The sequence below is a fragment of the Streptomyces venezuelae ATCC 10712 genome, from assembly GCF_008639165.1.
GTDB lineage: Bacteria > Actinomycetota > Actinomycetes > Streptomycetales > Streptomycetaceae > Streptomyces > Streptomyces venezuelae.
Genome location: NZ_CP029197.1, coordinates 7253549 through 7279588 on the forward strand (window position 1 = coordinate 7253549; position 26040 = coordinate 7279588).

A 26040-nucleotide genomic window follows, 5' to 3' on the forward strand; every position below is an offset into this window, starting at 1 on the left:
CCGTGACCACGCTCGACACCCAGACGGCGGAGCCGGCCGCGCCCGCCGCCACCGGCCGGACCCCCCGGGACCGCCGCCGGGGCGGACGGCGGAGTCGTACGACCGGGCACGTCCCGCTCGGCCGGCGGCTCCGCCGCGACCGGGCCCTGCTCCTGATGACCGTCCCGGCGCTCGTCCTCGTCGTCGTCTTCAACTACGTCCCCATCCTCGGGAACGTCGTCGCCTTCCAGGACTACGACCCGTACGTCTCGGCCAACGGCGTCACCGCCATGCTGGAGAGCCCATGGGTCGGCCTCGCCCAGTTCGAACGGGTCTTCTCCGACCCGGGGTTCTGGCACGCCGTCGAGAACACCCTCGTCCTCTTCCTCCTCCAGCTGGTGCTGTTCTTCCCGGTGCCCATCGCACTCGCCCTGCTCGTCAACAGCCTGCTGCGACCCCGGCTCCGGGCCTTCGTCCAGGCCGTCCTCTACCTGCCCCACTTCTTCTCGTGGGTCCTCGTCGTCACGGTCTTCCAGCAGATCCTCGGCGGCGCCGGCATCATCGCGCAGACCCTCCGGCAGCACGGCCACGAGGGCTTCGACCTGATGACCGACCCGGCGGTCTTCAAGTTCCTCGTCACCGCCGAGGGCGTGTGGAAGGACGCGGGCTGGGGCGTCATCGTCTTCCTCGCCGCGCTCGCCGCCGTCAACCAGGACCTGTACGAGGCGGCCGCGATGGACGGCGCCGGCCGCGGGCGGCGCATGTGGCACGTCACCCTGCCCGCCCTGCGGCCCGTCATCGCCCTGCTTCTCGTCCTCCGGGTGGGCGACGCCCTCACCGTCGGCTTCGAACAGCTGCTGCTCCAGCGCGACGCCGTCGGCCCGGGGGCCGCCGAGGTCCTCGACACCTTCGTGTGGTGGACCGGTCTGCGCAGCCAGGACTTCAGCTACGCGGCCGCCGCCGGACTGGTCAAGGGCGTCGTCGGCCTCGTGCTCGTGCTCTCGGCCAACAAGACCGCCCACCTCATGGGCGAGCAGGGGGTGTACCGGAAGTGACCCGACCGAACGGTTCGCGCTGGGCCGCGCCGGCCCGCCCCGTCTGGGAGGAGCCGCCCGGCAGGGCCGGCCTCGCCGCCAAGGGCACGGTCCTCGTCCTCGCCTGCCTCGCGGTCCTCTTCCCGCTGTGGATCGTAGTCGTCACCAGCCTCTCCTCCAAGAAGACGATCACGGAGACCGGCGGTCTCGTCGTCGTCCCGAGGGACCTCACCTTCCTCGCCTACCAGGAGCTGCTCAGCGGCGGCCAGGTCACCCGCGCCGCCGTCGTCAGCGTCCTCGTGACCCTGACCGGCACCCTCTTCTCGATGACCGTGTCCGTCCTCTGCGCGTACGGGCTCTCCCGGCCCGGCTCGACCGGCCACCGGTTCATCCTGCTGACCCTGATGGCCACGATGTTCTTCGGCGCCGGACTGATCCCCACCTACCTCCTCGTGCAGACCCTCGGCCTCACCGACACCTACCTCGCGCTGATCCTGCCCAGCGCCGTCAGCGTCTTCAACATCCTCGTCCTGCGGGGCTTCTTCATGGGCGTCTCGCCCGAACTCGTCGACAGCGCGCGCATCGACGGCGCCGGGGACCTGCGGATCCTCTGGCAGATCGTGATGCCGCTGTCGAGGGCGGTCATCGCCGTCATCACCCTCTTCTACGCGGTCGGTTACTGGAGCGCCTGGTTCAACGCCTCCATCTACCTCAGCGACCAGAACATGATGCCGCTCCAGAACGTCCTCATCCAGCTCGCCCAGAAACAGGAGATCCCCGTCGGCCTCGGCCAGGCCGTCAAGGCGGGCGACCTGTCCGGACTCGCGGTCCAGATGGCCGTGATGGTCCTCGCCCTGCTGCCCGTCGCCGTCCTCTCGCCCTTCGTCCAGAAGCACTTCAGGAAGGGCGTGCTCACCGGCGCCGTCAAGGGCTGAGACCGCCACCCCCACCCCGAACCCCTTCCCTCATGGAGAGTCGGATGCCGAGCCTCGACGACGTGACCCGGCCGCCCGGCCGCCCGCCCCGCATCCTGTACGGCGGCGACTGGAACCCCGAGCAGTGGCCCGAGGAGACCTGGACGGAGGACGTCCGGCTGATGCGGCGCGCCGGGGTCGACTCCGTCACCCTCGGCGTCTTCTCCTGGTCCCGCATCGAACCCGCCCCCGGCGCACGCGAGTTCGGCTGGCTCGACCGGCTCATGGACCTGACGCACGCGCACGGCATCGGGGTCGTCCTCGCCACCCCCACCTCCTCGCCCCCGCCCTGGCTCGGCCGGCTCCACCCCGAGACGCTGCCCCGCGACGAGGACGGCCGGACCGAATGGTGGGGCTCGCGCCAGCACTTCTCCCACTCCAGCGAGGCCTACCGGCGGTACGCCGCCGCGATCACCGAGGACCTCGCCGCCCGGTACGCGGACCACCCGGCGCTCACCATGTGGCACATCAACAACGAGTACTGCACCCACGACTGGGGCGACGAGGCCGCCCGCACCTTCCGCCGCTGGCTCCGGCACCGCTACGGCACCCTCGACGCCCTCAACACCGCCTGGGGCACCGACTTCTGGAGCCAGCGGTACGGCGACTGGGCCGAGGTCCTGCCACCCCGCCGCGCCCACTACCTGAAGAACCCGGCGCACGTCCTCGACTTCCGCCGCTACACCTCCGACCAGCTCCTGGAATGCTTCCGCGCCGAACGCGACATCGTCCGCCGGCACACCCCGCACCTCCCGGTGACCACCAACTTCATGCCGTTCTGGTCGGGACAGGACGGCTGGGCCTGGGCGGCGGAGGAGGACGTCGTCTCCGTCGACGTCTATCCCGATCCCCGGGACCCGGCGGCGGGCGCGTACAACGCGATGATCGGCGACCTCACCCGCTCGCAGGCCGGGGGCGGGCCCTGGATGGTCATGGAACAGGCGGCCGGCGCGGTGAACTGGCGGGGCGTCAACCACCCCAAGCCGTACGGGCTCAACCGCCTCTGGGCCCTCCAGGCCGTCGCCCACGGCGCCGACGCCGTCTGCTACTTCCAGTGGCGCCAGTCCCGGCAGGGCGCGGAGAAGTTCCACTCCGGGATGCTCGGCCACACCGGGGAGCGCGGCCGGGTCTTCCAGGAGACCGTCCGCGTCGGCCAGGACCTCGCCCGCATCGGCCCCCGGGTCGCGGGCGGCCGGGTCACCGCCGACATCGCCGTCCTGCACGACTGGAACTCCTGGTGGGCCGGCGACCAGGACGGGAAGCCCTCCCGCCGGATCGACCACGCCGAGATCGTCCGCGCCTGGCACCGCGCCCTCTGGGACGCCCACCTCCCCGTCTCCTTCGCCCACCCCCACCACGACCTCGGCGCCCACCGGCTCGTCCTCGCCCCGCACCTCCACCTCCTCGACGACCGGGCGGTCACCAACCTCCTCGGGTACGTCCACGGCGGCGGCACCCTCGTCTGCGGCTTCCTCACCGGCATCGCCGACCACGACGACCGGATCCGCCCCGGCGGCATGGACGCCAGGCTCCGGGACCTCCTCGGCATCGACCTGCTCCAGGAGTGGTGGCCGCTCGACGTGGGCGAGCACGTCGACTGCGGCACGTTCCGCGGCACGCTCTGGTCCGAGGAACTGACCCCCGCCCCGGGCGCCGAGACCGTCGCCGCCTACCGGGGCGGGGAACTCGACGGCCTGCCCGCCGTCCTCCGCAACGGCCGCGCCTGGTACGTCTCCACCCTCCCCGAACCGGCCGCCCTGAGCCGCCTCCTCGCGGGTGTCGCCCGGGAGGCCGGAGCGCGCCCCGTCCTCGACGGCCTGCCCCCGGGCGTCGAGGCCGTCCGGCGCGGCGACCTGCTCTTCCTCCTCCACCACGGGCGCGACCAGGTCACGGTCCCGCTGCCCGGATGCCACCGCGACCTGCTCACCGGCGCCGACACGGACGGAACGCTGACGCTGGACCGGTACGGGGTGGCGGTCCTTGAGGAGCGCGGACCGGAGCCGGTCCCGGCAGCGGGGGAGCGTCCATGAGGCACGGCACCTGGGAGCCCGCGCCCGCCGCCCGCTGGGAGGACGGGTTCCTCGCGGGAAACGGCCGGCACGGCGCCCTCGTCCTCGGCGACCCCGAGGACGACGCGGTGATCGTCACCCACCACACCCTCGTACGGCCCGTGCACGCCCCCGCCGACACGGCGCCGCCCCGGCTCGCCGCCGCGCTCCCCGCCCTCCAGGACGCCCTGCTCGCCGGGGACACGACGGCCGCCGAGCGGTTCACGGACGGCCGGCCGCTGCGCTGGGTCCGGCCCTTCCACCCGGCCTTCAGGACCCGGGTCCGCAGCCCCCGGCCCGGCGCCCCCGGCCTCCCCGTGCGCCGCTCCGTCGACTTCACCACCGGCGTGGTCACCGCCGAGTGCGGGGAGCGGCGCAGCGAGGTCTTCGTCTCCCGCGCCGACGACGTCCTCGTCCAGTACGTCACCGGGCCCGGCCCCGCCGTCGAGGTCGACCTCGACCACCGGCTGCCCGGGGTCCCCGCCGAGCTGGCGGTCGGACGCGGCGTCGCCACGGCACGCGGGCGGACCGTCCTCACCCTGCGGGCCCGCTACCCGGACAGCCCGCTCGGCTACACCGGCCTCACGCTCCTGCTCACCGACACCGGCCGCACCACCGTCACCGCCGCCGGGGTGCGGATCGAGGGCGCCGGGCGGCTGCTCCTCCTCACCCGGGTCCGCCGCCACGCCGGCGACCTGGACACGGAGGGCGAGGCGCAGGCGCTACAAGCCCTGGTCGACGCGGGCCCCGGGTCCCGGCCGGTGGCGCGCTCCCGCCCCGGCGGCGGCACCGATCTCGCCGCCGTCCACGGCCGGCTGCTCGCCCGCCACACCGCCCTGCACGGCGCCGCCTACCGGCGGGTCGCCCTCGACCTCGGCGCGGACGAGGCCGAGCGGGCCCTCCCCGGCTCCGTCCTCCTCCGCAGGCCCGACAGCCCCGCCCTCCTGGAGCGCCTCTTCGCGGCCGGCCGCTACCACCTGCTCTCCTCCGCCGGCTCACACCCGCCCCGGCTCACCGGACTGTGGACCGGGGACTGGAACACCGCCTGGTCGGGGGCGTTCACCACCAACGCCAACCTCAACCTCCAGACCGCCTCCGCCGTCGCGGCCGACCTGCCCGAGGTGACGGAGGCCCACCGGAACCTGCTGCACGGGCAGACGGCCCACTGGAAGGACAACGCCCGCGCCGTGTTCGGCGCCCGGGGCATCGTCGCTCCCACCCACACCGACGGCGAGTCGGGGCACACGTACCACTTCAGCCGCGAGTACCCCCTCCACCTGTGGACGGCGGGCGCCGACTGGCTGCTGGGGCCGCTCCTCGACCACGACGAGGCCACCGGACGACCCGACCCGAGGACCTCCGCCCTGCTCGCCGAACTCGCCCGGTTCTACGAGGACTTCCTCACCCGCACCGGACCCGACGGACGGATCGCCGTCGTCCCCTCGTACTCCCCGGAGAACCGGCCGCGCGGCGGAGGCTGGGGCGCCGTCAACGCCACCATGGACATCGCCGCCGCCCGGCACGCCCTGCGCGCCGCCGCCGACCGGGCGCCCCGGCCGGACGCCACACGGCTGCGCGCGCTCGCCGACCGGCTGCCGCCCTACCGGGTCAACGACGAGGGGGCGCTGGCCGAATGGGCCTGGCCCGGCCTCGGAGACCGCTACGACCACCGGCACCTGAGCCACCTCTACCCCGTCTGGCCGCTCGACGAGATCAACCCGTACGACACCCCCGACCTCGCGAAGGCCGCCGGGCGGGCCCTCGAACTCCGCGGCAGCGAGAACGACTCGGCCCACGGGCACCTCCACCACGGCCTGGTCGCCGCCCGGTTGCGCGACGCGGCCCGCACCGAGGACGCGCTGGCCCGGGTGCTCACCGGCGACTACTTCCACGACTCCCTGATGAGCGCCCATTACCCGGGCCGTGACGTCTACAACGCCGACGCCGCCCACACGCTGCCCGCGCTGCTCGTCGAAGCCCTAGTCCAGTCCACCCCCACCCGGCTCGTCCTGCTGCCCGCGCCGCCCGCCCGCTGCCCGCACGGACGGCTCACCGGCATACGGACCCGGTTCGGCGCCCGCCTCGACCTGACCTGGTCCCCGGCCGCGTACCAGGCGGTGCTGCGCCCCGACCGGGACGCGGAGATCGACCTCAGGACCCCGGCGGGGGCCGGCCGGCTCGTCCTGCGCGCGGGCGAGGAACGGACCGTCAGTTCCTGACCCCGGACGGCGGGGGAGGAGGCCCGGAGCTGTCCCGCACGGTCAGGGTGGGGGCGAGCAGCTCGACCCCCGGGCCCCGCCCTGCGTCCGGCCGGGCGTCCCCGTCCTGCCGGGCGAGTCCCGCCACGAGCCGCTCCACCGCCCTGCGGCCCAGCTCCTGCGCCGGGATCGCGACGGAACTGAGGGCCACCGACGCCTGCGCGGCCACCTGGCCCGCGCAGACCGCGACCACCGACACGTCCTCCGGCACCGCCCGGCCGGTGCGCCGCAGCAGCGCCAGCAGCGGCTCGACCGCCGTCTCGTTCTGCACGACGAACGCGCTGACCCCGGGCCGCTCGTCGAAGATCCGGGCGAGCACCCCCGCCACCGCGTCATGACCGCCCTCGCACGGCCGGTGCAGCAGCCGGAGCCCCAGCCGGCCCGCCCGCTCGCGCAGCCCGCGCAGGGTCCGCTCGGCGAAGCCCGTGTGCCGCGCGTAGACACCGGGCGACTCGCCGATCACCGCGATCTCCCGGTGCCCGAGGGCGGCCAGGTGCTCCACGCACAGCGCCCCGGCCGCCGCGAAGTCCAGGTCGACGCAGTCGAGCCCGGCCGGATCGCCGGGCAGCCCGACCAGGACGGCCGGCGGGCCCGCGGCGCGCAGCACCGGCAGCCGCTCGTCGTCGAGCTGGACGTCCATGAGGATGACCGCCTCCGCGAGGCCGCTGCCCGTCACGCGGCGGAGCGCGGACGGACCCTCCTCGCCGGTGAGGAGCAGCACGTCGTAGCCGTGGGCGCGGGCGGTGGTGGCGACGGCGACGGCGATCTCCAGCATCACCGGCACGTACATGTCGGTGCGCAGCGGGACCATCAGGGCGATGATCCGCGACCGGCTGCTGGCCAGCGCCCGGGCGCCCGCGTGGGGCTGGTAGCCGAGCTGCTCGATGCTGGCCCGGACCCGCTGCCGGGTCGGGCCGGAGATCGGCCGCTTGCCGCTGAGGACGTAACTCACCGTGCTGGCCGACACTCCGGCGTGCCGGGCGACCTCGGCAAGCGTGACCATCCGTTCTCCCGCGGGCCGTGACTCAGGTGAAGCGCTTCGACGAAACCGCTCGTGCGACTGCTCCGACGGCTCAGCGAGACCGTAACGCGGGCGTGTTGACCTGTCCAGAGAAGCGGGTCAAGAAGATCGACGCGCTTCGACGACCGTACCGTCGACGGGGAACCGCCGGAGCTCCCCGGGATGCCGCGAGCCGATCGGGGACATCCCGTCGTCCGCCCCGTGCCGGGCGAGCAGGTCGAGCACCAGCCGGCCGCGCCGGACCCGCTCCCGCGCGGTGGCGAGGGCGTGCTCCCGCAGCTGGGCCCCGTACGGGTAGATCCCGGCGGCCCGGCTCAGACCGAACTTCAGGTACAGCGGCGCGCCCCGGCGGATCAACTCCGCCGTCTCGTACATCCGGACGTACCCCCCGAGGTCGTCGGGGGCCTCGACGTACAGGTCCATCGGCGCCCGGCTGACCCGCCGGATCTCGGTGAGATGGACGAGCGTCAGGCCGGAGGGCACGTTCAGCGAATCGGCACCGAGCCGCTCGTAGACCGCGTACGAGGCGGGGTTGACCGGCCCGATGAGCGCGGACACCTTGAACCTGGTGTCGGCGGGCAGGTGCCCGGGGCGCGACGGCCCTCGTACAGCTCGCGGTCGCTCAGACAGATCCCCGCGGCGGCGGCGACCCGCACCCGGACCTCACCGGGCCCGGGCGCGGGGACCTCCCGCTCGACCAGCCGATGGGAGCCGGGCCGCTCGACGAGGACCGCGCGGCTCACGGGCGCGGCGACGCTCACTCCGGCTGCCTCTTGACGCTCACTTCGGCTGCCTCTTCTCCCAGCCCTCGGCCCACAGGTCGAACCGGGCCCGCTGCTGCGGGAACGCGGCGGCGGCGTCGGCGTCGAACTCCACGCCCAGGCCCGGCTCGTGGGACACCGTGAAGCAGCCGGTCTCCGGATCGACCTCGGGCGCGCCGCGCACGACCTTCTTGATCTCCGCGTCCGCGAAGTCGTTGAAGTGCTCCAGGACCTTGAAGTTGGGTGTGCAGGCGGCGAGTTGGAGGGAAGCGGCGGTGAGCACCGAACCCCCGACGTTGTGCGGGGCGACGAGGACGTAGTGGGTCTCGGCGGTCGCGGCGAGCTTCCTCGCCTCCAGGATGCCGCCGATGTGTCCGACGTCGGGCTGCACGACGTCGGCCGCCTGCGACTCGAACAGCTCCCTGAACTCGATCCGGTCGTGGATCCGCTCACCGGTCGCGATCGGCAGGTCCACCTTCTCGGCCACCTTGCGCAGCGCCTTGAGGTTCTCCGGCGGCACCGGCTCCTCCAGCCAGGCCGGGCGGAACGGGGCGAGTTCGCGCGCGAGCCGCACCGCCGTCGAGGGGGAGAAGCGGCCGTGCATCTCCACCATCAGCTCGGTGTCCGGGCCGATCGCGTCCCGGACCGCCTCGATGAGCGCGACGGACTCCCGCGACCGCTCGGCGTCCAGCTCGTAGTGACCGGTGCCGAACGGGTCGATCTTCAGGGCCCGGTAGCCGCGCGCCACGACCTCGCGGGCCGCCGCGTGGTAGGCCTCCGGGGTGCGCTCGGTGGTGTACCAGCCGTTGGCGTACGCCTTCACCCGCTCGGTGACCTTTCCGCCGAGCAGCTGCCAGACGGGCACGCCGAGCGCCTTGCCCTTGATGTCCCAGCAGGCCATCTCGACGACCGCGATGCCGGACATGACGATCTCGCCGGCCCGGCCGAAGTCCCCGTACTTCATGCGCCGTACGAGGTCCTCGACGGCGAACGGGTCCGAACCGGCGATGTGGTTGGCCTCCGCCTCGCGGAGATAGCCGACGAGCGCGTCGGTGTGCCCGAGCATCCGGGTCTCGCCGACCCCGGTGAGTCCCTCGTCGGTGTGGACGAGGACATAGGTGAGGTTGCGCCAGGGCGTGCCGACGACATGTGTGGTGATTCCCGTGATGCGCACGGTGGTTGCTCCCCGGGGGCGCGGATGATGTGTTCGAGATGCCGAAGCGCGTTCGGTGGATCGGCGAGACCGTAGGCAGCGGCCCGCCGGGGTGTCAATGGGAGCGCGGCCACCCGCGCCGCCCACCACGGCGGCCCCGCGGCCCGTTGCCGGGCACGAGGGGCGCCGCTAGTCTCTGTCCGCGATTTCGGTCGCGGTACGGGATATCGAACGGACAGAGGTGAGGTGGGGGACCCATGGGACGACTCGTTCCGGCGGTGACCAGGGCATTCGACGTACTGGAACTGTTCCTGGAGGGCGACGGGACGCTCTCCGCCCCCGAGATCACCCGCAGACTCCAGCTGCCGCGCACCACCACCCACGAACTCGTCACCACCCTGACCGCCCGCAACTACCTCGTCCCGGCGCCGGGACAGCCCGGCCGCTACCGGCTCGGCGTCCGCACCTACCAGCTCGGCAGCCGGTACGCCGAACAGCTCGACCTCGCGGCCGAGGGCCACCAGGTCGCCCGCGAGGTCGCCGACACCTGCGGCGAGACCGTGCACGTCGCGGTCCTCGAGGACATGGACGTCATCTACATCGCCAAGGTCGACTCCAGCCACGCGGTACGGATGGTCTCCGCCACCGGCCGCAGACTGCCCGCCCACTGCACCGCCGTCGGCAAGATGCTCCTCGCCGGGCTCCCCGAGGCCGTACTCGAGGAGCGCCTCGACGCGAACACGGCCGGCCGTGAACTCGTCCGCATGACGCCCCGCAGCATCACCGACCCGGACGCGCTGCGCGCGGCCCTCGCGGAGATCCGCATCCTCGGCGTCGCGGGCGAGCAGCAGGAGTCCAACCCCGACGTCAGCTGCGTCGCCGCGCCCGTGCGGGACCGCTCGGGCCGCGTGGTGGCGGCGCTCTCGGTCTCGGTCCCGGTCCACCGCTGGACCGAGGAACGCGAGAACGAACTCACGGCCCTCGCGGTGAAGGGCGCGAACGAACTGTCGGAACGCCTGGGACACCGGGCGGCACGCTGAGGGTGCGGGGGCGGGGCCGGCCGCGCCGGGGCCGTCGGTGGCCGTTGGACGAACCCGTAGTTTTGGAGGCGCGCTACCGCTCCGCCGATCCAGGAGGCCAGAATGCAGCAGCTCAGGGCCGTGCCCTGCTCACCCCCGCCCGGACGCCTGACAGAAGGCCCCGTCTGGGACGACCGGCGCCAGGAACTCCTCTGGGTCGACATACCCGACGGGCTCGTCCACCGGGCCGCCCTCACCCACGAGGCGGCCACGCCGGACCTCGTCGGGACCTCGACCCTCCGCTTCGGCAGCGCGGTCGGCGCGGTCCAGCCCTGCGCCTCCGGAGCCCTGCTCGCCGCCGTGGGCACAAGCCTGGTGCGGCTCGACCCGGACCGCCCGGTGGAGGCGGCCGTCGAACTCGCCGCGCCCGTCCTCCCCGGCGACGGCCTCCCGCGCCGCATGAACGACGCCGCCGTCGACCCCGCGGGGCGGTTGCTCGTCGGCAGCATGGCGTACGACGAGAGCCCGGGCGCGGGCTCGCTCTACCGCCTCGACGGCGACGGGCTCGTCACCCTCCTCGACTCGGTCACCATCTCCAACGGGCTCGGCTGGAGCCCCGACGGGACCCGCCTCTACTACGCGGACAGCCCCACCGGCCGGGTCGACGTCTTCACCTACGACACCGGTACGGGCACCCTGACCGACCGGCGGCCCTTCGCCGCCCTCGACCGCGGCGTGCCGGACGGGCTCACCGTCGACGCGGACGGCCGGGTGTGGGTGGCGGTGTGGGGCGGCGGCGAGGTCCTCGCCTTCACCCCCGACGGCGCGCTCCACGCGCGCGTGGAGGTGCCCGCGGCCCACGTGACGAGCTGCGCCTTCGCGGGACCGGACCTCGACGTCCTGGTCATCACGACGGCGAAGGAGGGCCTCGACGCAGCCGCCCGCCGCGCCCAGCCCCTCGCGGGCAGCCTCTTCACCTGCCGCCCACCCACCCGAGGCCTGCCGCCCGTCCCGTACGCCGACCACTGAACGCCCCCGCGCCGACCCACGAGCGGGAACGCGCGGATGGGGCGGGCTCGTTCACGAGCCCGCCCCTCCTCATGCGCGGTCGGGTCAGCGGTGTGCCAGCCGGCTCGCCGCCGGGAGCAGCCTGCTGTCGTAGTCGAACAGGGCCTGGTTCTCCCAGCCGTTGCCGGACGAGGGGTCGGCCGGGTCCCAGCCGTTGCCCGTGACGGCGGTCCAGGCCGGCTCCCAGTAGACGACGCCGAGGCCGCGGCCGTTCGGCACCGCCTCGACGACGTTCATGACGTCCCGCAGCCAGGCGGACTGGCCGGCGCTGCTCGCCGGGTATCCGGCGACCAGCTCGCCCGCCAGGTCGATGATGTTCTCGTGGGCGTCCTCGCTGTCGAGGCGGAACGGGTACGCGGTCTCGGCGACCAAGACCTTCTTGCCGTAACGGGCGGAGATGTCGTCGAGGTTGGCCTGCAGCGAGGACAGGGCGCCGTGCCAGTAGCCGTAGAAGGAGAGCGCGATGACGTCGTAACTCACGCCCTGTGCCTTCGCGTTGTCGAACCAGGTGCGGTAGAGGGCGTTGTCGCCGCCGTTGGCGAGGTGCAGGGCGATCTGCGTGCCGGACGAGACCGTCTTGGCGGCGGAGATGCCGGAGTTGAGCAGCCCGGCGAGCTGCGTCCAGTTGCTCGTCGACCCTTCGGGCCAGAGCATGCCGGTGTTGATCTCGTTGCCGATCTGCACCATGTCGGCCGTGGTGCCCTGCGCCTTCAGGGCGCTGAGGACGTCGTACGTGTGGTTGTAGACGTCGGTCCTGAGCCGGCTGTACGAGTGTCCCTGCCAGGCGGCGGGCTTGGTCTGGGCGCCCGGGTCGGCCCAGATGTCGGAGTAGTGGAAGTCCACGAGGAGCTTCATGCCCTGCGCCTTGATCTTCTGCGCGGTGGCGAGGACGCGGGCCTTGTTGTTGTAGCCGTCGGCCGGGTTGACCCACACCTTGAGCCGGCCGTAGTTCGCGCCCGCGTTCTTGAGCAGGGCGACCGCGTCACCTGGGGTCCCGGATGCCGACTTGTACGTCCCGCCGAGGTCCTCGCTCTTCTTGAGCGCGGAGAGGTCGACGCCCCTGACGGCGAGGCCGGTCGTGCCGGGGGTGAACGTCAGGTCGTCGACGTTGAGCCAGTTCCCGGCCTTGGCATCGGAGTTGATGCTGACGGTGCAGGCTCCTCCCGCCACGGTGATCGGGGTGACGATCCGTATCCAGGAGCTGGAGGTGACCGGCAGGTCGGTGCGCTGCTCGGCCGAACCGCAGTTGCGCAGGGCCAGGTAGGCGGAGTTCTGTCCGCCGCCCGAGCGCACCCAGGCGCTCAGCGTGTACGGGCCGTCGGCGAGTCCGGAGAGGTACTGGTACGTCTCCACCTTGTAGGCGGCTGACGACCAGTGGCTCAGGCGGTGGCCGCCGCCGTGGCCGCCGGCCTCGGTGAACGAGGCGGCGTTCTGTCCGGCGGCGGAGTAGGTGGACCAGCCGGCCGGGGTGGCGGTCCCGGTGCCGTCGCTCTCGAACCCGGCGTTGGTGAGGGTGGCGGCGGCCTCGGCGTGCCGGGCGGTGGGCAGCGGGGCCAGGAGCAGCGCGGCGAGTGCGGCGGCGACGGCGGCGGCCCGCAGGCGGACGCGGCTTCGTACGGGGTGCATCGTCGAGTCCCTTCGACGGTGGCGGACAGGAGTGTGGTGCGATTCCCTACGGGCGGGAAGGGGGGGGCTCAGGCGTCCAGGCGTACGACCCTGACGGCTCCGGCCGGGACCGTGATCCCGCCGCTCACGCGGCCGCCTCCGAGGAGCTCCGTCCCGGCGCCGTCCAGCGGCACCTCGGCGGCCTCCCCGGAGTGGTTCAGGGCGAAGACGTACTCCCCGCCCTCGCCGGCCCGGCGTACGACCTCGACGTCACGCGGCAGCCCGGTGCGCGCCGGGACCGCGGCGTCCTCGCCCGCCGCGGCGAGGATCGCGTCGAGCGCGGCCGCGTCGAGGCGGGTGGAGACGTACCAGGCGGTGCCCCGCCCGAGGCGGTGGCGGGTCACGGCGGGTCCGCCGGCGGCCGGCCCGTCGGCGTACGACCACACGGTCTCGGCGCCGCGCGGCCGGACGAACTCGGTCCACACGTCACCGGTGAGTTCGGCGCCGTCGGGCCCGGTGATCGTCACGCGCTGGCCGTCCAGGAGCGGCGACCACTCGTCGACGGTGAGCCCGAGGACGTCCCGCAGGGCGCCCGGGTAGGCGCCGGGGTGCACGGCGTCGTGTTCGTCGACGATTCCGGAGAAGTAGGAGACGACGAGCGTGCCGCCGTTCTCGACGTACTCCCGGAGGTTCTGCCCGGCGGCCTCGGTCATGAGGTAGAGCGCGGGCACCACGACCAGCGGGTAGGCGGAGAGGTCGGACTCGGGGTGGGCGAAGTCGACGGTGAGGTGCCGGTCGTAGAGGGCCTCGTAGAAGCTGTCGGCGCGCTCGCGGGCGTCGTGGGCGGCGTGCGGCCGCCATTCGAGGTTCTGCGCCCACCAGGAGTGCCAGTCCCAGAGCACGGCGACGTCCGGGACTGTCCGGGTGCCGCGTACCTCCCGCAGGGTCTCCAGGTCGCCGCCCAGGGCGACGACCTCGCGCCAGATCCGGGTGTCGGTGCCGCCGTGCGGGACCATCGCCGAGTGGAACTTCTCGGCGCCGCGCCGGGACTGGCGCCACTGGAAGAACATCGCGCCCTCGGAGCCGCGGGCGACGTGGGCGAGGGAGTTGCGGGCCATCTCGCCGGGGCGCTTGGCGGGGTTGCGCGGCTGCCAGTTCACGCCCGAGGTGGAGTGTTCGAGGAGGAGCCAGGGGGCGCCGCCGGCGACGGAGCGGGTGAGGTCGGCGGCCATGGCGAGGTTGACGTGGGTGCGGCGGCCGTCGGTGATCAGGTAGTGGTCGTTGGTGACGAGGTCGACCTCGCGGCCCCAGGCCCAGTAGTCGATGGAGTCGCACTGGCTGAGCGCGGTCATGAAGTTGGTGGTGACGGGGACTCCGGGCGCGAGTTCATGCAGGATGTCGCGTTCCGTGCGGAAGTTCTCCCGGAGGGTGGCGTCGGCGAAGCGCCGGTAGTCGAGCTGCTGGGCGGGGTTGCCGACGGTGGGCGTGATCCGGGGCGGGTCGATCTCCTCGTAGGAGCCGTAGCGCTGCCCCCAGAAGGCGGTGCCCCAGGCCTCGTTCACCGCCTCGACCGAGCCGTACGTGTCGTCGAGCCAGCGGCGGAAGTGGGCGGCGCAGCTGTCGCAGTAGCAGGCGCTGACGGGCACGCCGTACTCGTTGTGGACGTGCCAGAGGGCGAGTGCGGGGTGGCTGCCGTAGCGCCGGGCCAGCTCGGTGGTGATGCCGGCGGCGGCCGCGCGGTAGGCGGCGGAGCTGTGGCAGATCGCCCCACGCGAGCCGTACGAGAAGCGCGTGCCCTCGGCGGTGACGGGCAGGGCCTCGGGGTGGGCCCGGTAGAACCAGGCGGGCGGTGCCACGGTCGGGGTGCCGAGGTCGACCCGTACGCCGTTCTCGTGGAGCAGGTCGAGGAGCCGGTCGAGCCAGCCGAAGTCGTAGCGGCCGGCCTCCGGTTCGAGCAGGGCCCAGGAGAAGATCCCGACGCTCACCATGGTGACGCCGGCCTCCCGCATGAGGCGGACGTCCTCCTGCCAGACGCTTTCCGGCCACTGTTCGGGGTTGTAGTCCCCGCCGAACGCGAGCCGTTGCAGGCCCTTGGGCGTGCTCTGCGGCATGAGTCTCTCCTGAAACCTCGAACGATGAAAGCTCTGGATCGCTGTGAACGTGCACACAGCCGATCTCGATGTGGCAACGCAACATAACCGCACACGAACAACCATTGACAAGTGTCCTGAACGTTTCTCTACTGTGAACGCTCACAGATGCATGACCGGCCTTCCCGCTCTGGGGAGAGGCCCCTTTTTCGGTCAGGGAGAAGCACCCCATGCCTCACATCACGCGCCGCAGCCTCGCCGCCGCCACCGCCGTCCTCCTCGGCGCCACCGCGCTCAGCGCCTGTGGATCCTCCGACTCCGGCGACGACGCGGGCGCCGGGTCCGGCCCCGTCTCGCTCACCTACTGGGCCTGGGCCCCCGGCATGGACAAGGTCGTGGCCCTCTGGAACGCCGAACACCCCGACATCAAGGTGACGGTGCAGAAGCAGGCCTCGGGCGACGACCTCGTCACCAAGATCATCACGGCCGCCAAGGCGCACAAGGCACCCGACCTCGTCCAGGCCGAGTACCAGGCCCTGCCGACCCTGGTCTCCAACGACGCCCTCGCCGACATCGCCCCCGACGTCGCCGGCGTCAAGGACAAGTTCGCCCCCGGCATCTGGCAGCAGACCACCTTCGGCGGCGAGGCCGTCTACGCCCTGCCCCAGGACTCCGGGCCGCTGATGTTCTTCTACCGCGAGGACCTCTTCAAGCAGTACGGCCTCTCCGTCCCCACCACCTGGGAGGAGTTCGCCGCCACCGCCCGTGACGTGCGGAAGAAGGCCCCCGGCAAGGCCCTGACCACCTTCTCCGCCAACGACTCCGGCCTCTTCGCCGGACTCGCCCAGCAGGCCGGCGCCAAGTGGTGGACCTTCGAGGGCGACACCTGGAAGGTCGGCATCGACGACGCCGCCACCAAGAAGGTCACCGACTTCTGGGGCGGCCTGGTCGCCGAGGGCGCCATCGACAACCAGCCGATGTACACCCCCGCCTGGAACAAGGCCCTCAACACCGGCGAGCAGCTCGCCTGGGTCTCCGCCGTCTGGGCCCCCGGCACCCTGACCACCGCCGCCCCCGACACCAAGGGCAAGTGGGCCATGGCCCCCCTCCCGCAGTGGACCGCGGGCGGCACCGCCACCGGCAGCTGGGGCGGCTCCTCCACCGCCGTCACCACCGACTCGAAGCACAAGACGGCCGCCGCGCAGTTCGCCACTTGGCTGAACACCGACCCGGTCGCCCTCGCCGCCCTCGTCAAGGAGAGCGGCATCTACCCGGCCGCCACCGCCGCCCAGACCAGCGGCGCCCTCGCCAAGGCCCCCGACTACTTCGCCAACCAGCCCGACTTCTACACCCGCGCCGCCGAGATAGCGAAGACCACCGCGCCCGCCGCCTGGGGCCCCAACGTGAACGTCGCCTACACCGCCTTCAAGGACGAGTTCGGCAAGGCCGCAAAGGCCAAGTCGGGCTTCGGCACGGCGCTCTCCGCCGTGCAGTCCACCACCGTCGCCGACCTGGAGAAGCAGGGCTTCGAGGTCGCCAAGTGACCCAGCCCCCCAAGGGCACGGGGCCGGCGGGGCGCAGGGCCCGCCGGCCGTACGGCGTCAAAGCGGCCCCGTACGGCTTCCTCCTCCCCGCCGCCGCCCTCTTCGCCCTCTTCTTCGCCCTCCCCATCGGCTACGCCCTGTGGCTCAGCTTCCACAAGGTCGAGATCAAGGGCCTCGGCCTCGGCAAGGGCGCCAAGTCCGAGGTCTGGGCCGGCCTGGAGAACTACACCTCGGCCCTCACCGACTCCGAACTCGCCGCCAGCGCCCTGCGCGTCCTCGGCTACGGCGCCGTCGTCGTCCCCGTGATGCTCGGCCTCGCCCTGTTCTTCGCGCTCCTGCTCGACTCCGAGCGCGTCCGGGCCCGCTCCTTCGCCCGGCTCGCGATCTTCCTGCCGTACGCCGTCCCCGGAGTCATCGCCGCCGTCCTCTGGGGCTTCCTCTACCTCCCGGACGTCAGCCCCTTCCACTACGTCCTCGGGCAGCTCGGCCTGCCGCAGCCCGACCTCATGGACGGCGGACCGCTCTACCTGGCGATGTCCAACATCGCGGTCTGGGGCGGCACCGGCTTCAACATGATCGTCATCTACACCGCGCTGCGCTCGCTGCCCACCGAGGTCTACGAGGCGGCCAAGCTCGACGGCTGCTCCGAGCTCCAGATCGCCCTGCGCATCAAGATCCCGATGGTGGTGCCCTCCCTGGTGCTCACCTTCTTCTTCTCGATCATCGCCACCCTCCAGGTCTTCAACGAGCCCATGACGCTCAAGCCGCTCACCAACGGCATCCCCTCCACCTGGAGTCCGCTCATGAAGGTCTACAACGACGCCTTCACCGGCGGGAACATCCACGCCGCGTCGGCCACCGCCGTCGTGCTCGCCCTCGCCACCTTCGTCCTCTCCTTCGCCCTCCTCCGGATCTCCAACCGCCGCACCACGCAAGGAGCCAGCCGATGACCGGGCTCGCCTCCCCGCCGCTCCACAAGGCGGCCCCGGCCGCGGGAACCACCCCGGGCACCCCCCAGGCCCCGCCCCGCCCCCGCCGCACCGCGCTGCTCCCCACGGCCGCCCTGGTCCTCGGGGCGCTGTACTGCCTGCTGCCCGTCGCCTGGGTCGTGGTCGCCGCCACCAAGCCCGACGACGAGCTCTTCTCCACCTTCACGTTCCTGCCCGGCGGCGGCCTCGCCGACAACGTCACCGACCTCACCGCGTACCGCGACGGCATCTACTGGCGCTGGATGCTCAACTCCGTGTTCTACGCGGGCCTCGGCGCCGTCCTGTCCACCGTCGTCTCCGCCCTGGCCGGCTACGCCCTCGCGATCTACCGCTTCCGCGGCCGCGAGGCCTTCTTCAACGTGATGCTCACCGGCGTCCTCATGCCCCCGGTCATCCTCGCCATCCCGCAGTACCTGCTCATGGCCGAGGTCGACCTGACGGACAGTTACGCCTCCGTGCTGCTGCCGCTGATCCTCTCCCCGTACGGCGTCTACCTCGGCCGCATCTACGCCGAGGCCGCCATCCCCATGGAACTCGTCGAGGCCGGCCGCATGGACGGCGCGGGCGAGTGGCGGATCTTCCGGCGGATCGCCGTCCCCATGATGGCCCCGGGCCTGGTGACGATCTTCCTCTTCCAGTTCGTCGCCATCTGGAACAACTTCCTGCTGCCCTTCATCATGCTCGGCGACGACGAGAAGTTCCCCATGACCGTCGGCCTGTTCACCCTGCTCAAGCAGGGCGCCTCCCAACCCTCCCTGTACACCCTGGTGATCACCGGCGCGCTCCTCGCGGTCGCCCCGCTCATCGCCCTGTTCCTCGTCATCCAGCGCTTCTGGAGCCTCGACCTGCTCTCCGGCGCCGTAAAGTCCTGAGCACCGGGGATCGAGGGGAAACACACAGCATGAGCACAGCAGCGAGCAGGCGCCGCCCGGCGACCATCCACGACGTGGCCCGCGAGGCCGGCGTCTCGCGCGGCACCGTCTCCCGCGTCCTCAACGGCGGCCACTACGTCAGCCCGACCGCCAAGGCGGCCGTCGACGCCGCGATCCGAAGAACGGGCTACGTCGTCAACCGGCACGCCCGCTCGCTGATCACCGGCAAGTCCGACTCGGTCGCCTTCCTCCTGACCGAACCCCAGGAGCGCTTCTTCGAGGACCCCAACTTCAACGTGCTGCTCCGCGCCTGCACCCAGGCGCTCGCCGCCCAGGACATCCCCCTGCTCCTGATGATCGCGGGCACCGAGGACGAACGCCGCCGCAACCTCCGGTACATCGAGGCCGGTCACGTCGACGGCGTGCTCCTCGTCTCCAGCCACTCCGGAGACCCGGTCGTGGCCCGGCTGCACGAGGCCGGCGTCCCCGTCGTCGCCTGCGGCAAGCCCCTCGGCCAGACCGCCAAGATCGGCTATGTCGCCGCCGACGACCGCGACGGCGCCCGCGACATGGTCCGTCACCTGTACGCCTCCGGGCGGCGCCGCATCGCCACCGTCACCGGCCCGCTCGACACCCCGGGCGGGGTGGAGCGCCTCGCCGGCTACCGCGAGACGCTCGCCGAGCACGGACTGCCCGTCGACGAGACGCTGATCGCCACCGGCGACTACAGCCGGGCCAGCGGCGAGGACGCGGCCCGCGCCCTGCTGGAGCGCGCCCCGGACATCGACGCCGTGTTCGTCGCCTCCGACCTGATGGCGCAGGGAGTCCTCGACGCGTTCGCCCGCGCGGGCCGGAAGGTGCCCGAGGACATCGCGGTCGGCGGCTTCGACGACTCCCCGGCCGCCCTGTCCTCCCGGCCCTCGCTGACCACCATCCGCCAGCCGTGGGACCGGATCAGCGCCGAGATGGTACGGACGCTGCTCGCCCGGATAGCGGGGGAGGAACCGGCGACGGTCATCCTCCCGACCCAGCTGGTCCGGAGGGAGTCGGCCTAGACCCGCGGCCGCGCCCAGCGGAGGTGCGGCCGCTCCTTCGGCACGTCAGGGTCCGGTCACCAGGATCACTTCGAGCGTCCGCGGACCGTGCACCCCCTCGACCCGGTCGAGCTCGATGTCGCTGGTCGCGGACGGGCCCGAGATCCAGGTCAGCGGGCGCGTCGGGTCGAGCCGGGGGAGGGCCTCCGGGACCGAGGCGACCACCTGTTCCGGCGCCCGGACCACGCACACGTGCAGATCGGGCACCAGGGTGAGGGCGCGCCGGCCCTGTCCGAGGCCGCCGTCGAGGACGATCGTGCCGGTCTCGGCGATCGCGAGGGCGCAGCCCGTCACCACGGCGTCGATGCCGTCGAGTTCGTGCGGCGTGAGCCGGGGCTCGTCGCCCCGCCGCTCGGCACCCGCGGCGGCGAGCCACTCCTCGGGGAGCCCGGGCGGTACGACGACACTCCGCGCGCCGCGCTCGTCGAGGAGCCGGGCGACGAGGTCCGCCACACCGTCCGGTGGCGTGCGGTGGACGTGGGCGCGGTAGTCGGCGAGGTTCTCGTGCAGCAGGTCGAGGAGCCCGCCGGGGTTGTCGGCGGTGTGCCGCGGCAGATAGGCGCGGGTGACGTCGGGGGCTTCGGGGGCGTCGGCGACGGCGGCTCTGATGCGGGCGAGCACGCGTGCGCGTGAGTCGCTGGTCATGTGCGGTTCTTCTTCCACCAGTCGCGGAACGGTTCGGCGGGCAGTTCGGGCAGGTTCCGGTGCTCGGACCACTGGCGGGCGCCGGGGCCTGGCAGCCGTTTCGGGTGCAGCGCGCGCGTGGCGGAGGCGAGGTGCTGGCCCGCCGCGAGCGCGGCCGGCCGGTCGAGCACCCAGGAGGCGGCCTTGACGGCGGCCCGCTCCAGGCGGTGGCCCTTCCCGCCCTCGGAAGCGACCCGCTCGCGCAGGTGCACCAGGACCTCCGGGATGTCGATGGCCACCGGACACACCTCGTAACAGGCGCCGCAGAGCGAGGAGGCGTACGGCAGGGAGGCGTCGACCTCGCTCGCCGTGCCCCGGAGCTGGGGCGTGAGGATCGCGCCGATCGGCCCGGGGTAGACCGAGCCGTAGGCGTGACCGCCGGCCCGCTCGTACACCGGGCAGACGTTGAGGCAGGCCGAGCAGCGGATGCAGCGCAGCGCCTGCCGCCCGACCTCGTCGGCGAGGGCGCCCGTCCGTCCGTTGTCGAGCAGCACCAGATGGAAGGCGGACGGACCGTCGTCGTCCCTCGTGCCGGTCCACATGCTGGTGTACGGGTTCATCCGCTCGGCCGTCGACGAGCGCGGCAGCGTCTGGAGGAACACCTCCAGGTCCCGCCAGCCCGGCACCACCTTCTCCACGCCGACCACGGAGATCAGGGTCTCCGGCAGGGTGAGGCACATCCGGCCGTTGCCCTCGGACTCGACGACGACGAGGGTGCCGGTCTCGGCGACCATGAAGTTCGCCCCGGAGATCCCGACCTTGGCCCGCAGGAACTTCTCCCGCAGGTGCAGCCGGGCCGCCTCGGCGAGCTCGGCCGGGGTGTCGCTCAGCCCCTCCGGCGCGGGCCGCCCCCAACTCCCCATCTTCTCCCGGAAGATGTCACGGATCTCGGCCCGGTTGCGGTGGATGGCCGGGACCAGGATGTGCGAGGGGCGGTCCTCGCCGAGCTGCACGATCAGCTCCGCGAGATCCGTCTCGTACGCGGCGATGCCCTCGGCTTCCAGGTGCTCGTTCAGGCCGATCTCCTGCGTGGCCATCGACTTGACCTTGACCACCTCCGTCTCGCCGGTGGCCCGGACGAGTTCGGTGACGATCCGGTTGGCCTCGGCCGCGTCGGTGGCCCAGTGCACGGTGCCGCCCGCCGCCGTGACCGCCTCCTCCAACTGGAGGAGATATGTGTCGAGATGACGGAGCGTGCGGTCCTTGATCTCCTTCCCGGCCTGCCTGAGTTCCGCCCAGTCGTCGAGTTCGGCGACGGCCCGGGCCCGTTTGTCGCGGATGGTGTGGGTGGCGTGCCGCAGGTTGGCGCGCAGGGTCGGGTCGCCGATCGCGGCCCGCGCGGCCTCGGGGAAGGCCGGCATGCCGACGAAGGTGCCGGATGTCGTTCCGCTCACTGCCAGGGCTCCTCTTCCGTGCTCGCCAGGATGTCCGCCAGGTGCACCGCGCTCAGCGGTGCCCCCTGCCGGCTCAGCATGCCGCCCACGTGCAGCAGGCAGGAGTTGTCCGCGCCGCACAGCACCTCGGCGCCCGTGGACAGCGCGTTCGCGATCTTGTCAGCGCCCATGGCAGCCGACACGTCCGGGTTCTTCACCGCGAACGTGCCGCCGAAGCCACAGCACTCCTCCGCGCCCGGCAGCTCCACGAGCTCCAGCCCCTTCACCGCCTCCAGGAGCCGCCGCGGCCGGTCCCCCAGACCGAGGAGGCGCAGTCCGTGGCAGGACGGGTGGTACGTCACCCGGTGCGGGAAGTACGCGCCCACGTCCGTCACGCCGAGCACGTCCACCAGGAACTCCGTCAGCTCGTGGACGCGCGGGGCCAGGCCCGCGGCCGCCGCGCCGAAGGAGGCGTAGTGGTGGCGGACCATCGCCGCGCACGAGCCCGAGGGCGTCACCACGTACTCGTAGCCCTCGAAGGCGCGGACCGTGCGGCGTACCAGCGGGGCGGTCTCGGCGCGGTACCCGGTGTTGAACTGTGGCTGTCCGCAACAGGTCTGCGCGGCGGGGAAGTCGACCTCCACCCCGAGGCGTTCGAGGAGCCGGACGGTCGCCACCCCCGTCGCGGGGAAGACGGCGTCGTTGACGCAGGTGACGAAGAGGGCGACACGCATCACGGGTTCCTCGGGCTCCTCTGCTCTCACGGGTTGCTCGGGGACGGGCCGAGCCGGTCGGCGGCCGCGTCCCAGGCGGCCCGTCCGGCACGGTCGTCGCGCGGTTCGTAGTGTCGCAGGGGCTGCGTCCCCGCGACGAGCCGGCGCATCGAACCGAGGTCGCCGACGAGTCCTGCGGCCCTCGCCTGGACGAGGACGTTCCCGAGGGCGGTCGCCTCCACGGGGCCCGCGACGACGGGCAGCCCGGTGGCGTCGGCCGTCCACCGGCAGAGCAGCGCGTTCCGGGCTCCGCCGCCCACCAGATGGATCCGCCGGACGTCCCGGCCGGCCAGTTCGGCCGCCTGCCGCAGGGTGCGCCGGTGGGCGAGCGCGAGGCTCTCCAGGACGCAGCGGACCACCGCCCCCTGACTTCCGGGTGCCGGCTGGCCGGTACGGCGGCAGTACGCCCGGACGCGTTCGGGCATGTCGCCGGGCGCGAGGAACTCCGGAGCGTCCGGGTCGACGAGCGCCGTGAGCGGCTCGGCGCGCGCGGCCGCCCCGAGCAGTTCGTCGAGCCCGTCCGGCAGCCCGTCCCGCGCCCAGGTTCTGCGGCACTCCTCCAGGAGCCACAGGCCCATGGTGTTCCGCAGGAAGCGGACCGTGCCGTCGATCCCGCGCTCGTTGCTGAAGTTCGCCGCCCGCGCCTCCTCGGTCAGCACCGGCGACCCCAGTTCGAGCCCGGCGAGCGACCAGGTGCCGCAGGAGATGTAGGCGGAGCCGGGGGCCGTCGCGGGGACGGCGACGACGGCCGACGCGGTGTCGTGCGAGGCCACGGTCGTCACCGGCGTGCCGACCGGAAGGCCGGTGAACTCACCGACGTACGGCAGGAGTCCACCCGCCGGATCGCCCGGCGCCCGGAGCGGCGGCAGCAGTGCGGGATCGATGCCGAGCCTGCCCGGCAGCTCCCCGGACCAGACGGCCGCGCGGGCGTCGAACAGGCCCGTCGTGGAGGCGTTCGTCTCCTCGGCGCCGACCGTCCCGGTCAGCCAGTGGACGATCAGGTCCGGCATCAACAACAACCGCTTAGCCGCCAAGAGTTGGGCACTGCCTGCGGCGGAGGCGAGCTGGAAGACCGTGTTGAACGGCAGGTGCTGGAGCCCGGTGATCCCGTACAGCTCCCCGGCCCCGACCCGTGCCAGCACGGCCTCCGCGATCCCCTCCGTCCGCCCGTCGCGGTAGTGGTACGGCGCACCGAGCAGCGCGCCGTCCGCGTCGAGGAGCCCGTAGTCGACCGCCCAGGTGTCGACCCCGACGGAGGCGACGGGGCGACCGGAGCGGGCCGCCGCGCGCAGGCCCTCCAGGACGCCCTGGAAGAGGCCGAGGACGTCCCAGCGCAGCCCGTCGGGCAGCCGGACCGGGGTGTTGGGGAAACGGTGGACCTCGGTGAGGTCGAGTGTCCCGGGGCCGACGCGGCCGAGCATCACCCGGCCGCTGGTCGCGCCGAGGTCGACGGCGGCGAAGACGCTCCCGGCAGGCTTTCTCCCGGCGGGGGTTCTCCCAGCAGGGGTCCTCCCGGCGGGGCTTCCCCCGGCGACGGGGGAGCGGGTCGGCGGGTGGTCCGTGGTGCTCATCGGAGGAAGGCCGCCGCCACGCCCGCGTCCACCGGCACGTGCAGCCCGGTCGTATGGCTCAGGTCGCCGCCGGTCAGCGCGAAGACCGCGTCGGCGACGTGCTCGGGCAGCACCTCGCGCTTGAGCAGGGTGCGCCCCGCGTAGAACGCGCCGAGGTCCTCCTCGGCGATGCCGTACGTCGCCGCCCGCTGCGCCCCCCAGCCGCCGGAGAAGATGCCCGAGCCGCGCACCACCCCGTCCGGGTTGACGCCGTTGACACGGATGCCGTGCTCCCCCAACTCGGCTGCGAGCAGACGCACTTGATGCGCCTGGTCCGCCTTGGTCGCGGAATAGGCGATGTTGTTCGGACCCGCGAAGACCGCGTTCTTCGAGACGACGTAGACGATGTCGCCGCCCAGGCCCTGCGCGGTCATCACCCGCGCCGCCTCCCGGGACACCAGGAAGGAGCCCCGGGCCATGATCGCGTGCTGGACGTCCCAGTCCCGCGCCGTGGTCTCCAGGAGCGGCTTGGAGAGGGAGATGCCCGCGTTGTTGACGACCAGGTCGAGCCCGCCGAAGGCGAGCAGCGCCGCCCGCACCGCGGCGCCGATCTCCTCCTCCGACGTGACGTCCACGGCGACGGCCACCGCCTTGTCCGGGCCGCCGAGTTCCTCCGCGACCGCCGCCGCGCTCGACGCGTTCAGGTCGGCGACGACCACACAGGCCCCCTCGGCGACCAGCCGGTGCGCGATCGCCCGGCCGATGCCGCTGCCCGCCCCGGTCACGAGAGCCACCCGGGTCGCCAGCGGCCGCGGCTTCGGCATCCTCCGCAGCTTGGCCTCCTCCAGGTCCCAGTACTCGATCCGGAACTTCTCCGATTCCTCGATCGGCGCGTACGAGGAGACCGCCTCGGCCCCGCGCATCACGTTGATCGCGTTGACGTAGAACTCGCCGGCCACGCGCGCGGTCTGCTTGTCCCGGCCGAAGGAGAACATCCCCACCCCCGGCACGAGCACGATCGCCGGGTCGGCGCCCCGCATCGCCGGGGAGTCCTCGGCGGCGTGCCGCGCGTAGTAGGCCGCGTACTCCGCGCGGTACGCGGTGTGCAGTTCCCGCAGCCGGGCGACCGCCCGGTCGAGGGGCGCGTCGGCCGGGACGTCCAGGACGAGCGGCCGGACCTTGGTCCGCAGGAAGTGGTCGGGACAGGAGGTGCCGAGGGCGGCCAGGCGCGGATGCCCGGCACGGGCCAGGAAGTCCAGCACCGTCCCGGAGTCGGTGAAGTGACCCACCTGGGGATGGTCCCGGGAGGCGAGCCCCCGGACGTACGGGGCGAGCGCGGCGGCCCGCTCCCGCCGCTCGGCCTCGGGCAGCGGGGCGAACCCGTCGACCACCGGCCCGAAGGGCTCAGGACGGCCCCGCTCGGCCAGGAAGGCCTCGGCGGTCCGGACGATGTGCAGCGAGTTGCGCTCGCACTCCTCCGAGGTGTCGCCCCAGGCGGTGATCCCGTGCCCGCCGAGCACACAGCCGATGGCGCCCGGGTGGGCCTCCTTGACCGCGGCGATGTCCAGGCCGAGCTGGAAGCCGGGACGGCGCCACGGCACCCAGACCACCGTGTCGCCGAAGCAGTCGGCCGTGAGCTTCTCCCCGTCGGCCGCGCAGGCGAGAGCGATGCCCGCGTCCGGGTGGAGGTGGTCCACGTGCGCCGCGTCCACCAGGCCGTGCATCGCGGTGTCGATGGAGGGGGCCGCGCCCCCCTTCCCGTACAGGCAGTGGTCGAACGCGGCGACCATCTCGTCCTCGCGCTCCACCCCCGGGTAGACCTCGGCGAGCGCGCGCAGCCGGTCGAGCCGGAGCACCGCGAGCCCGTCCTCGGTGAGGGTGCCCAGGTCGCCGCCGGAGCCCTTGACCCACATGAGGGTGGTCGCGCCCCCGGTCACCGGGTCCGTGACGAGGCCCTTGGCGGAGGCGTTGCCGCCCGCGTAGTTGGTGGTGCGGGGGTCGGAGCCGAGCCGGTGGGCCCGCTCCAGGAGGGCGACGACCTCGGGTGGCGTGACGCGGGGAGGGGCGACGCGGGGAGGAGTGGCGTGGGGAGGGGTGGCTTCGGGAGGGGTCGCTTCGGAAGGGACGGCGGAGGCCATGGAGGTCCTTGGA

At 73.0% G+C, this 26040-nt stretch carries 19 protein-coding genes and 1 pseudogene; 10 read left to right on the forward strand and 10 right to left on the reverse strand.

Annotated elements, in window-relative coordinates; translation table 11 throughout:
- The first annotated feature begins 2 nt into the window (after positions 1–2).
- Genes DEJ43_RS33200 through DEJ43_RS33215 form a run of 4 tightly spaced genes read left to right on the forward strand, consistent with a single transcriptional unit; the run spans position 3 to position 6254 of the window.
- Positions 3–1034, forward strand: a complete 1032-nt coding sequence (locus tag DEJ43_RS33200; RefSeq protein ID WP_015037815.1) for an ABC transporter permease — start codon at positions 3–5, stop codon at positions 1032–1034.
- Complete coding sequence (locus DEJ43_RS33205) at positions 1031–1948, forward strand: carbohydrate ABC transporter permease (protein ID WP_015037816.1); 918 nt, start codon at positions 1031–1033, stop codon at positions 1946–1948. The genes DEJ43_RS33200 and DEJ43_RS33205 overlap by 4 nt, the downstream gene beginning before the upstream one ends.
- A 44-nt stretch (positions 1949–1992) precedes the next feature.
- Entirely contained in the window at positions 1993–4017 is a 2025-nt protein-coding gene (locus tag DEJ43_RS33210; protein ID WP_015037817.1) for a beta-galactosidase, read from the forward strand.
- Positions 4014–6254, forward strand: coding sequence for a glycosyl hydrolase family 95 catalytic domain-containing protein (locus DEJ43_RS33215; RefSeq protein ID WP_015037818.1), 2241 nt, complete (start codon positions 4014–4016; stop codon positions 6252–6254). The genes DEJ43_RS33210 and DEJ43_RS33215 overlap by 4 nt, the downstream gene beginning before the upstream one ends.
- On the opposite strand, the gene DEJ43_RS33220 is transcribed toward DEJ43_RS33215, so the two are convergent.
- The 3 genes and pseudogenes from DEJ43_RS33220 to DEJ43_RS33235 all read right to left on the reverse strand — a co-directional run bounded on the left by DEJ43_RS33220 (position 6244) and on the right by DEJ43_RS33235 (position 9249).
- Positions 6244–7296, reverse strand: coding sequence for a LacI family DNA-binding transcriptional regulator (locus DEJ43_RS33220; RefSeq protein WP_015037819.1), 1053 nt, complete (start codon positions 7294–7296; stop codon positions 6244–6246). The two genes, DEJ43_RS33215 and DEJ43_RS33220, sit on opposite strands and share 11 nt — an antisense overlap.
- 117 nt (positions 7297–7413) lie before the next feature.
- Positions 7414–7902: pseudogene (locus DEJ43_RS33225) on the reverse strand (hypothetical protein); the annotation flags it as partial.
- Between the two features lie 192 nt (positions 7903–8094).
- A complete protein-coding gene (locus DEJ43_RS33235; RefSeq protein ID WP_015037821.1) occupies positions 8095–9249 on the reverse strand; it encodes a mandelate racemase/muconate lactonizing enzyme family protein in 1155 nt (384 codons plus the stop codon).
- Between the two features lie 236 nt (positions 9250–9485).
- On the opposite strand from DEJ43_RS33235, the gene DEJ43_RS33240 reads away from it, so the two are divergent.
- On the forward strand, positions 9486–10268 hold the full coding sequence (locus tag DEJ43_RS33240) for an IclR family transcriptional regulator (RefSeq protein ID WP_015037822.1): 783 nt from the start codon (positions 9486–9488) through the stop codon (positions 10266–10268).
- A 102-nt stretch (positions 10269–10370) separates the two neighbouring features.
- Positions 10371–11276, forward strand: a complete 906-nt coding sequence (locus tag DEJ43_RS33245; protein ID WP_015037823.1) for an SMP-30/gluconolactonase/LRE family protein — start codon at positions 10371–10373, stop codon at positions 11274–11276.
- Positions 11277–11360: 84 nt separating this feature from the next.
- Here the strand turns inward: DEJ43_RS33245 and DEJ43_RS33250 are convergent, their stop codons facing one another.
- Together DEJ43_RS33250 and DEJ43_RS33255 are read right to left on the reverse strand one after the other, a co-directional pair.
- Entirely contained in the window at positions 11361–12941 is a 1581-nt protein-coding gene (locus tag DEJ43_RS33250) for a glycoside hydrolase family 53 protein (protein ID WP_015037824.1), read from the reverse strand.
- A gap of 68 nt (positions 12942–13009) precedes the next feature.
- Positions 13010–15031: a beta-galactosidase gene (locus DEJ43_RS33255; protein WP_015037825.1), complete on the reverse strand. Its 2022-nt coding sequence runs from the start codon at positions 15029–15031 to the stop codon at positions 13010–13012.
- A 209-nt stretch (positions 15032–15240) separates the two neighbouring features.
- Between DEJ43_RS33255 and DEJ43_RS33260 the strand changes: the two genes are divergently transcribed.
- The 4 genes from DEJ43_RS33260 to DEJ43_RS33275 are packed head-to-tail and all read left to right on the forward strand — an operon-like array spanning position 15241 to position 19470.
- The gene (locus DEJ43_RS33260; RefSeq protein WP_015037826.1) at positions 15241–16554 is read left to right on the forward strand and encodes an ABC transporter substrate-binding protein; all 1314 of its coding nucleotides are present in this window, start codon (positions 15241–15243) and stop codon (positions 16552–16554) included.
- Positions 16551–17504, forward strand: a complete 954-nt coding sequence (locus DEJ43_RS33265) for a carbohydrate ABC transporter permease (protein WP_015037827.1) — start codon at positions 16551–16553, stop codon at positions 17502–17504. Before DEJ43_RS33260 ends, DEJ43_RS33265 begins: the two co-directional genes overlap by 4 nt.
- Complete coding sequence (locus tag DEJ43_RS33270) at positions 17501–18415, forward strand: carbohydrate ABC transporter permease (RefSeq protein WP_015037828.1); 915 nt, start codon at positions 17501–17503, stop codon at positions 18413–18415. Before DEJ43_RS33265 ends, DEJ43_RS33270 begins: the two co-directional genes overlap by 4 nt.
- 29 nt (positions 18416–18444) lie before the next feature.
- Complete coding sequence (locus tag DEJ43_RS33275) at positions 18445–19470, forward strand: LacI family DNA-binding transcriptional regulator (RefSeq protein ID WP_015037829.1); 1026 nt, start codon at positions 18445–18447, stop codon at positions 19468–19470.
- Positions 19471–19515: 45 nt separating this feature from the next.
- Here DEJ43_RS33275 and DEJ43_RS33280 read toward each other — a convergent pair whose 3' ends face one another.
- From DEJ43_RS33280 to DEJ43_RS33300, 5 genes are read right to left on the reverse strand one after another with little or no spacing between them, the layout of a single operon-like run.
- Positions 19516–20154 (reverse strand): LutC/YkgG family protein, encoded by a 639-nt coding sequence (locus DEJ43_RS33280; RefSeq protein WP_015037830.1) that lies wholly within the window; start codon positions 20152–20154, stop codon positions 19516–19518.
- On the reverse strand, positions 20151–21554 hold the full coding sequence (locus tag DEJ43_RS33285) for a LutB/LldF family L-lactate oxidation iron-sulfur protein (RefSeq protein ID WP_041664478.1): 1404 nt from the start codon (positions 21552–21554) through the stop codon (positions 20151–20153). The genes DEJ43_RS33280 and DEJ43_RS33285 overlap by 4 nt, the downstream gene beginning before the upstream one ends.
- Positions 21555–21583: 29 nt before the next feature.
- Positions 21584–22300, reverse strand: a complete 717-nt coding sequence (locus DEJ43_RS33290; RefSeq protein WP_041663181.1) for a (Fe-S)-binding protein — start codon at positions 22298–22300, stop codon at positions 21584–21586.
- A 26-nt stretch (positions 22301–22326) separates the two neighbouring features.
- Positions 22327–23910, reverse strand: a complete 1584-nt coding sequence (locus DEJ43_RS33295; RefSeq protein ID WP_015037833.1) for a rhamnulokinase — start codon at positions 23908–23910, stop codon at positions 22327–22329.
- Positions 23907–26027 (reverse strand): bifunctional rhamnulose-1-phosphate aldolase/short-chain dehydrogenase, encoded by a 2121-nt coding sequence (locus DEJ43_RS33300; protein WP_079179238.1) that lies wholly within the window; start codon positions 26025–26027, stop codon positions 23907–23909. The genes DEJ43_RS33295 and DEJ43_RS33300 overlap by 4 nt, the downstream gene beginning before the upstream one ends.
- Between the last annotated feature and the right edge of the window lie 13 nt (positions 26028–26040).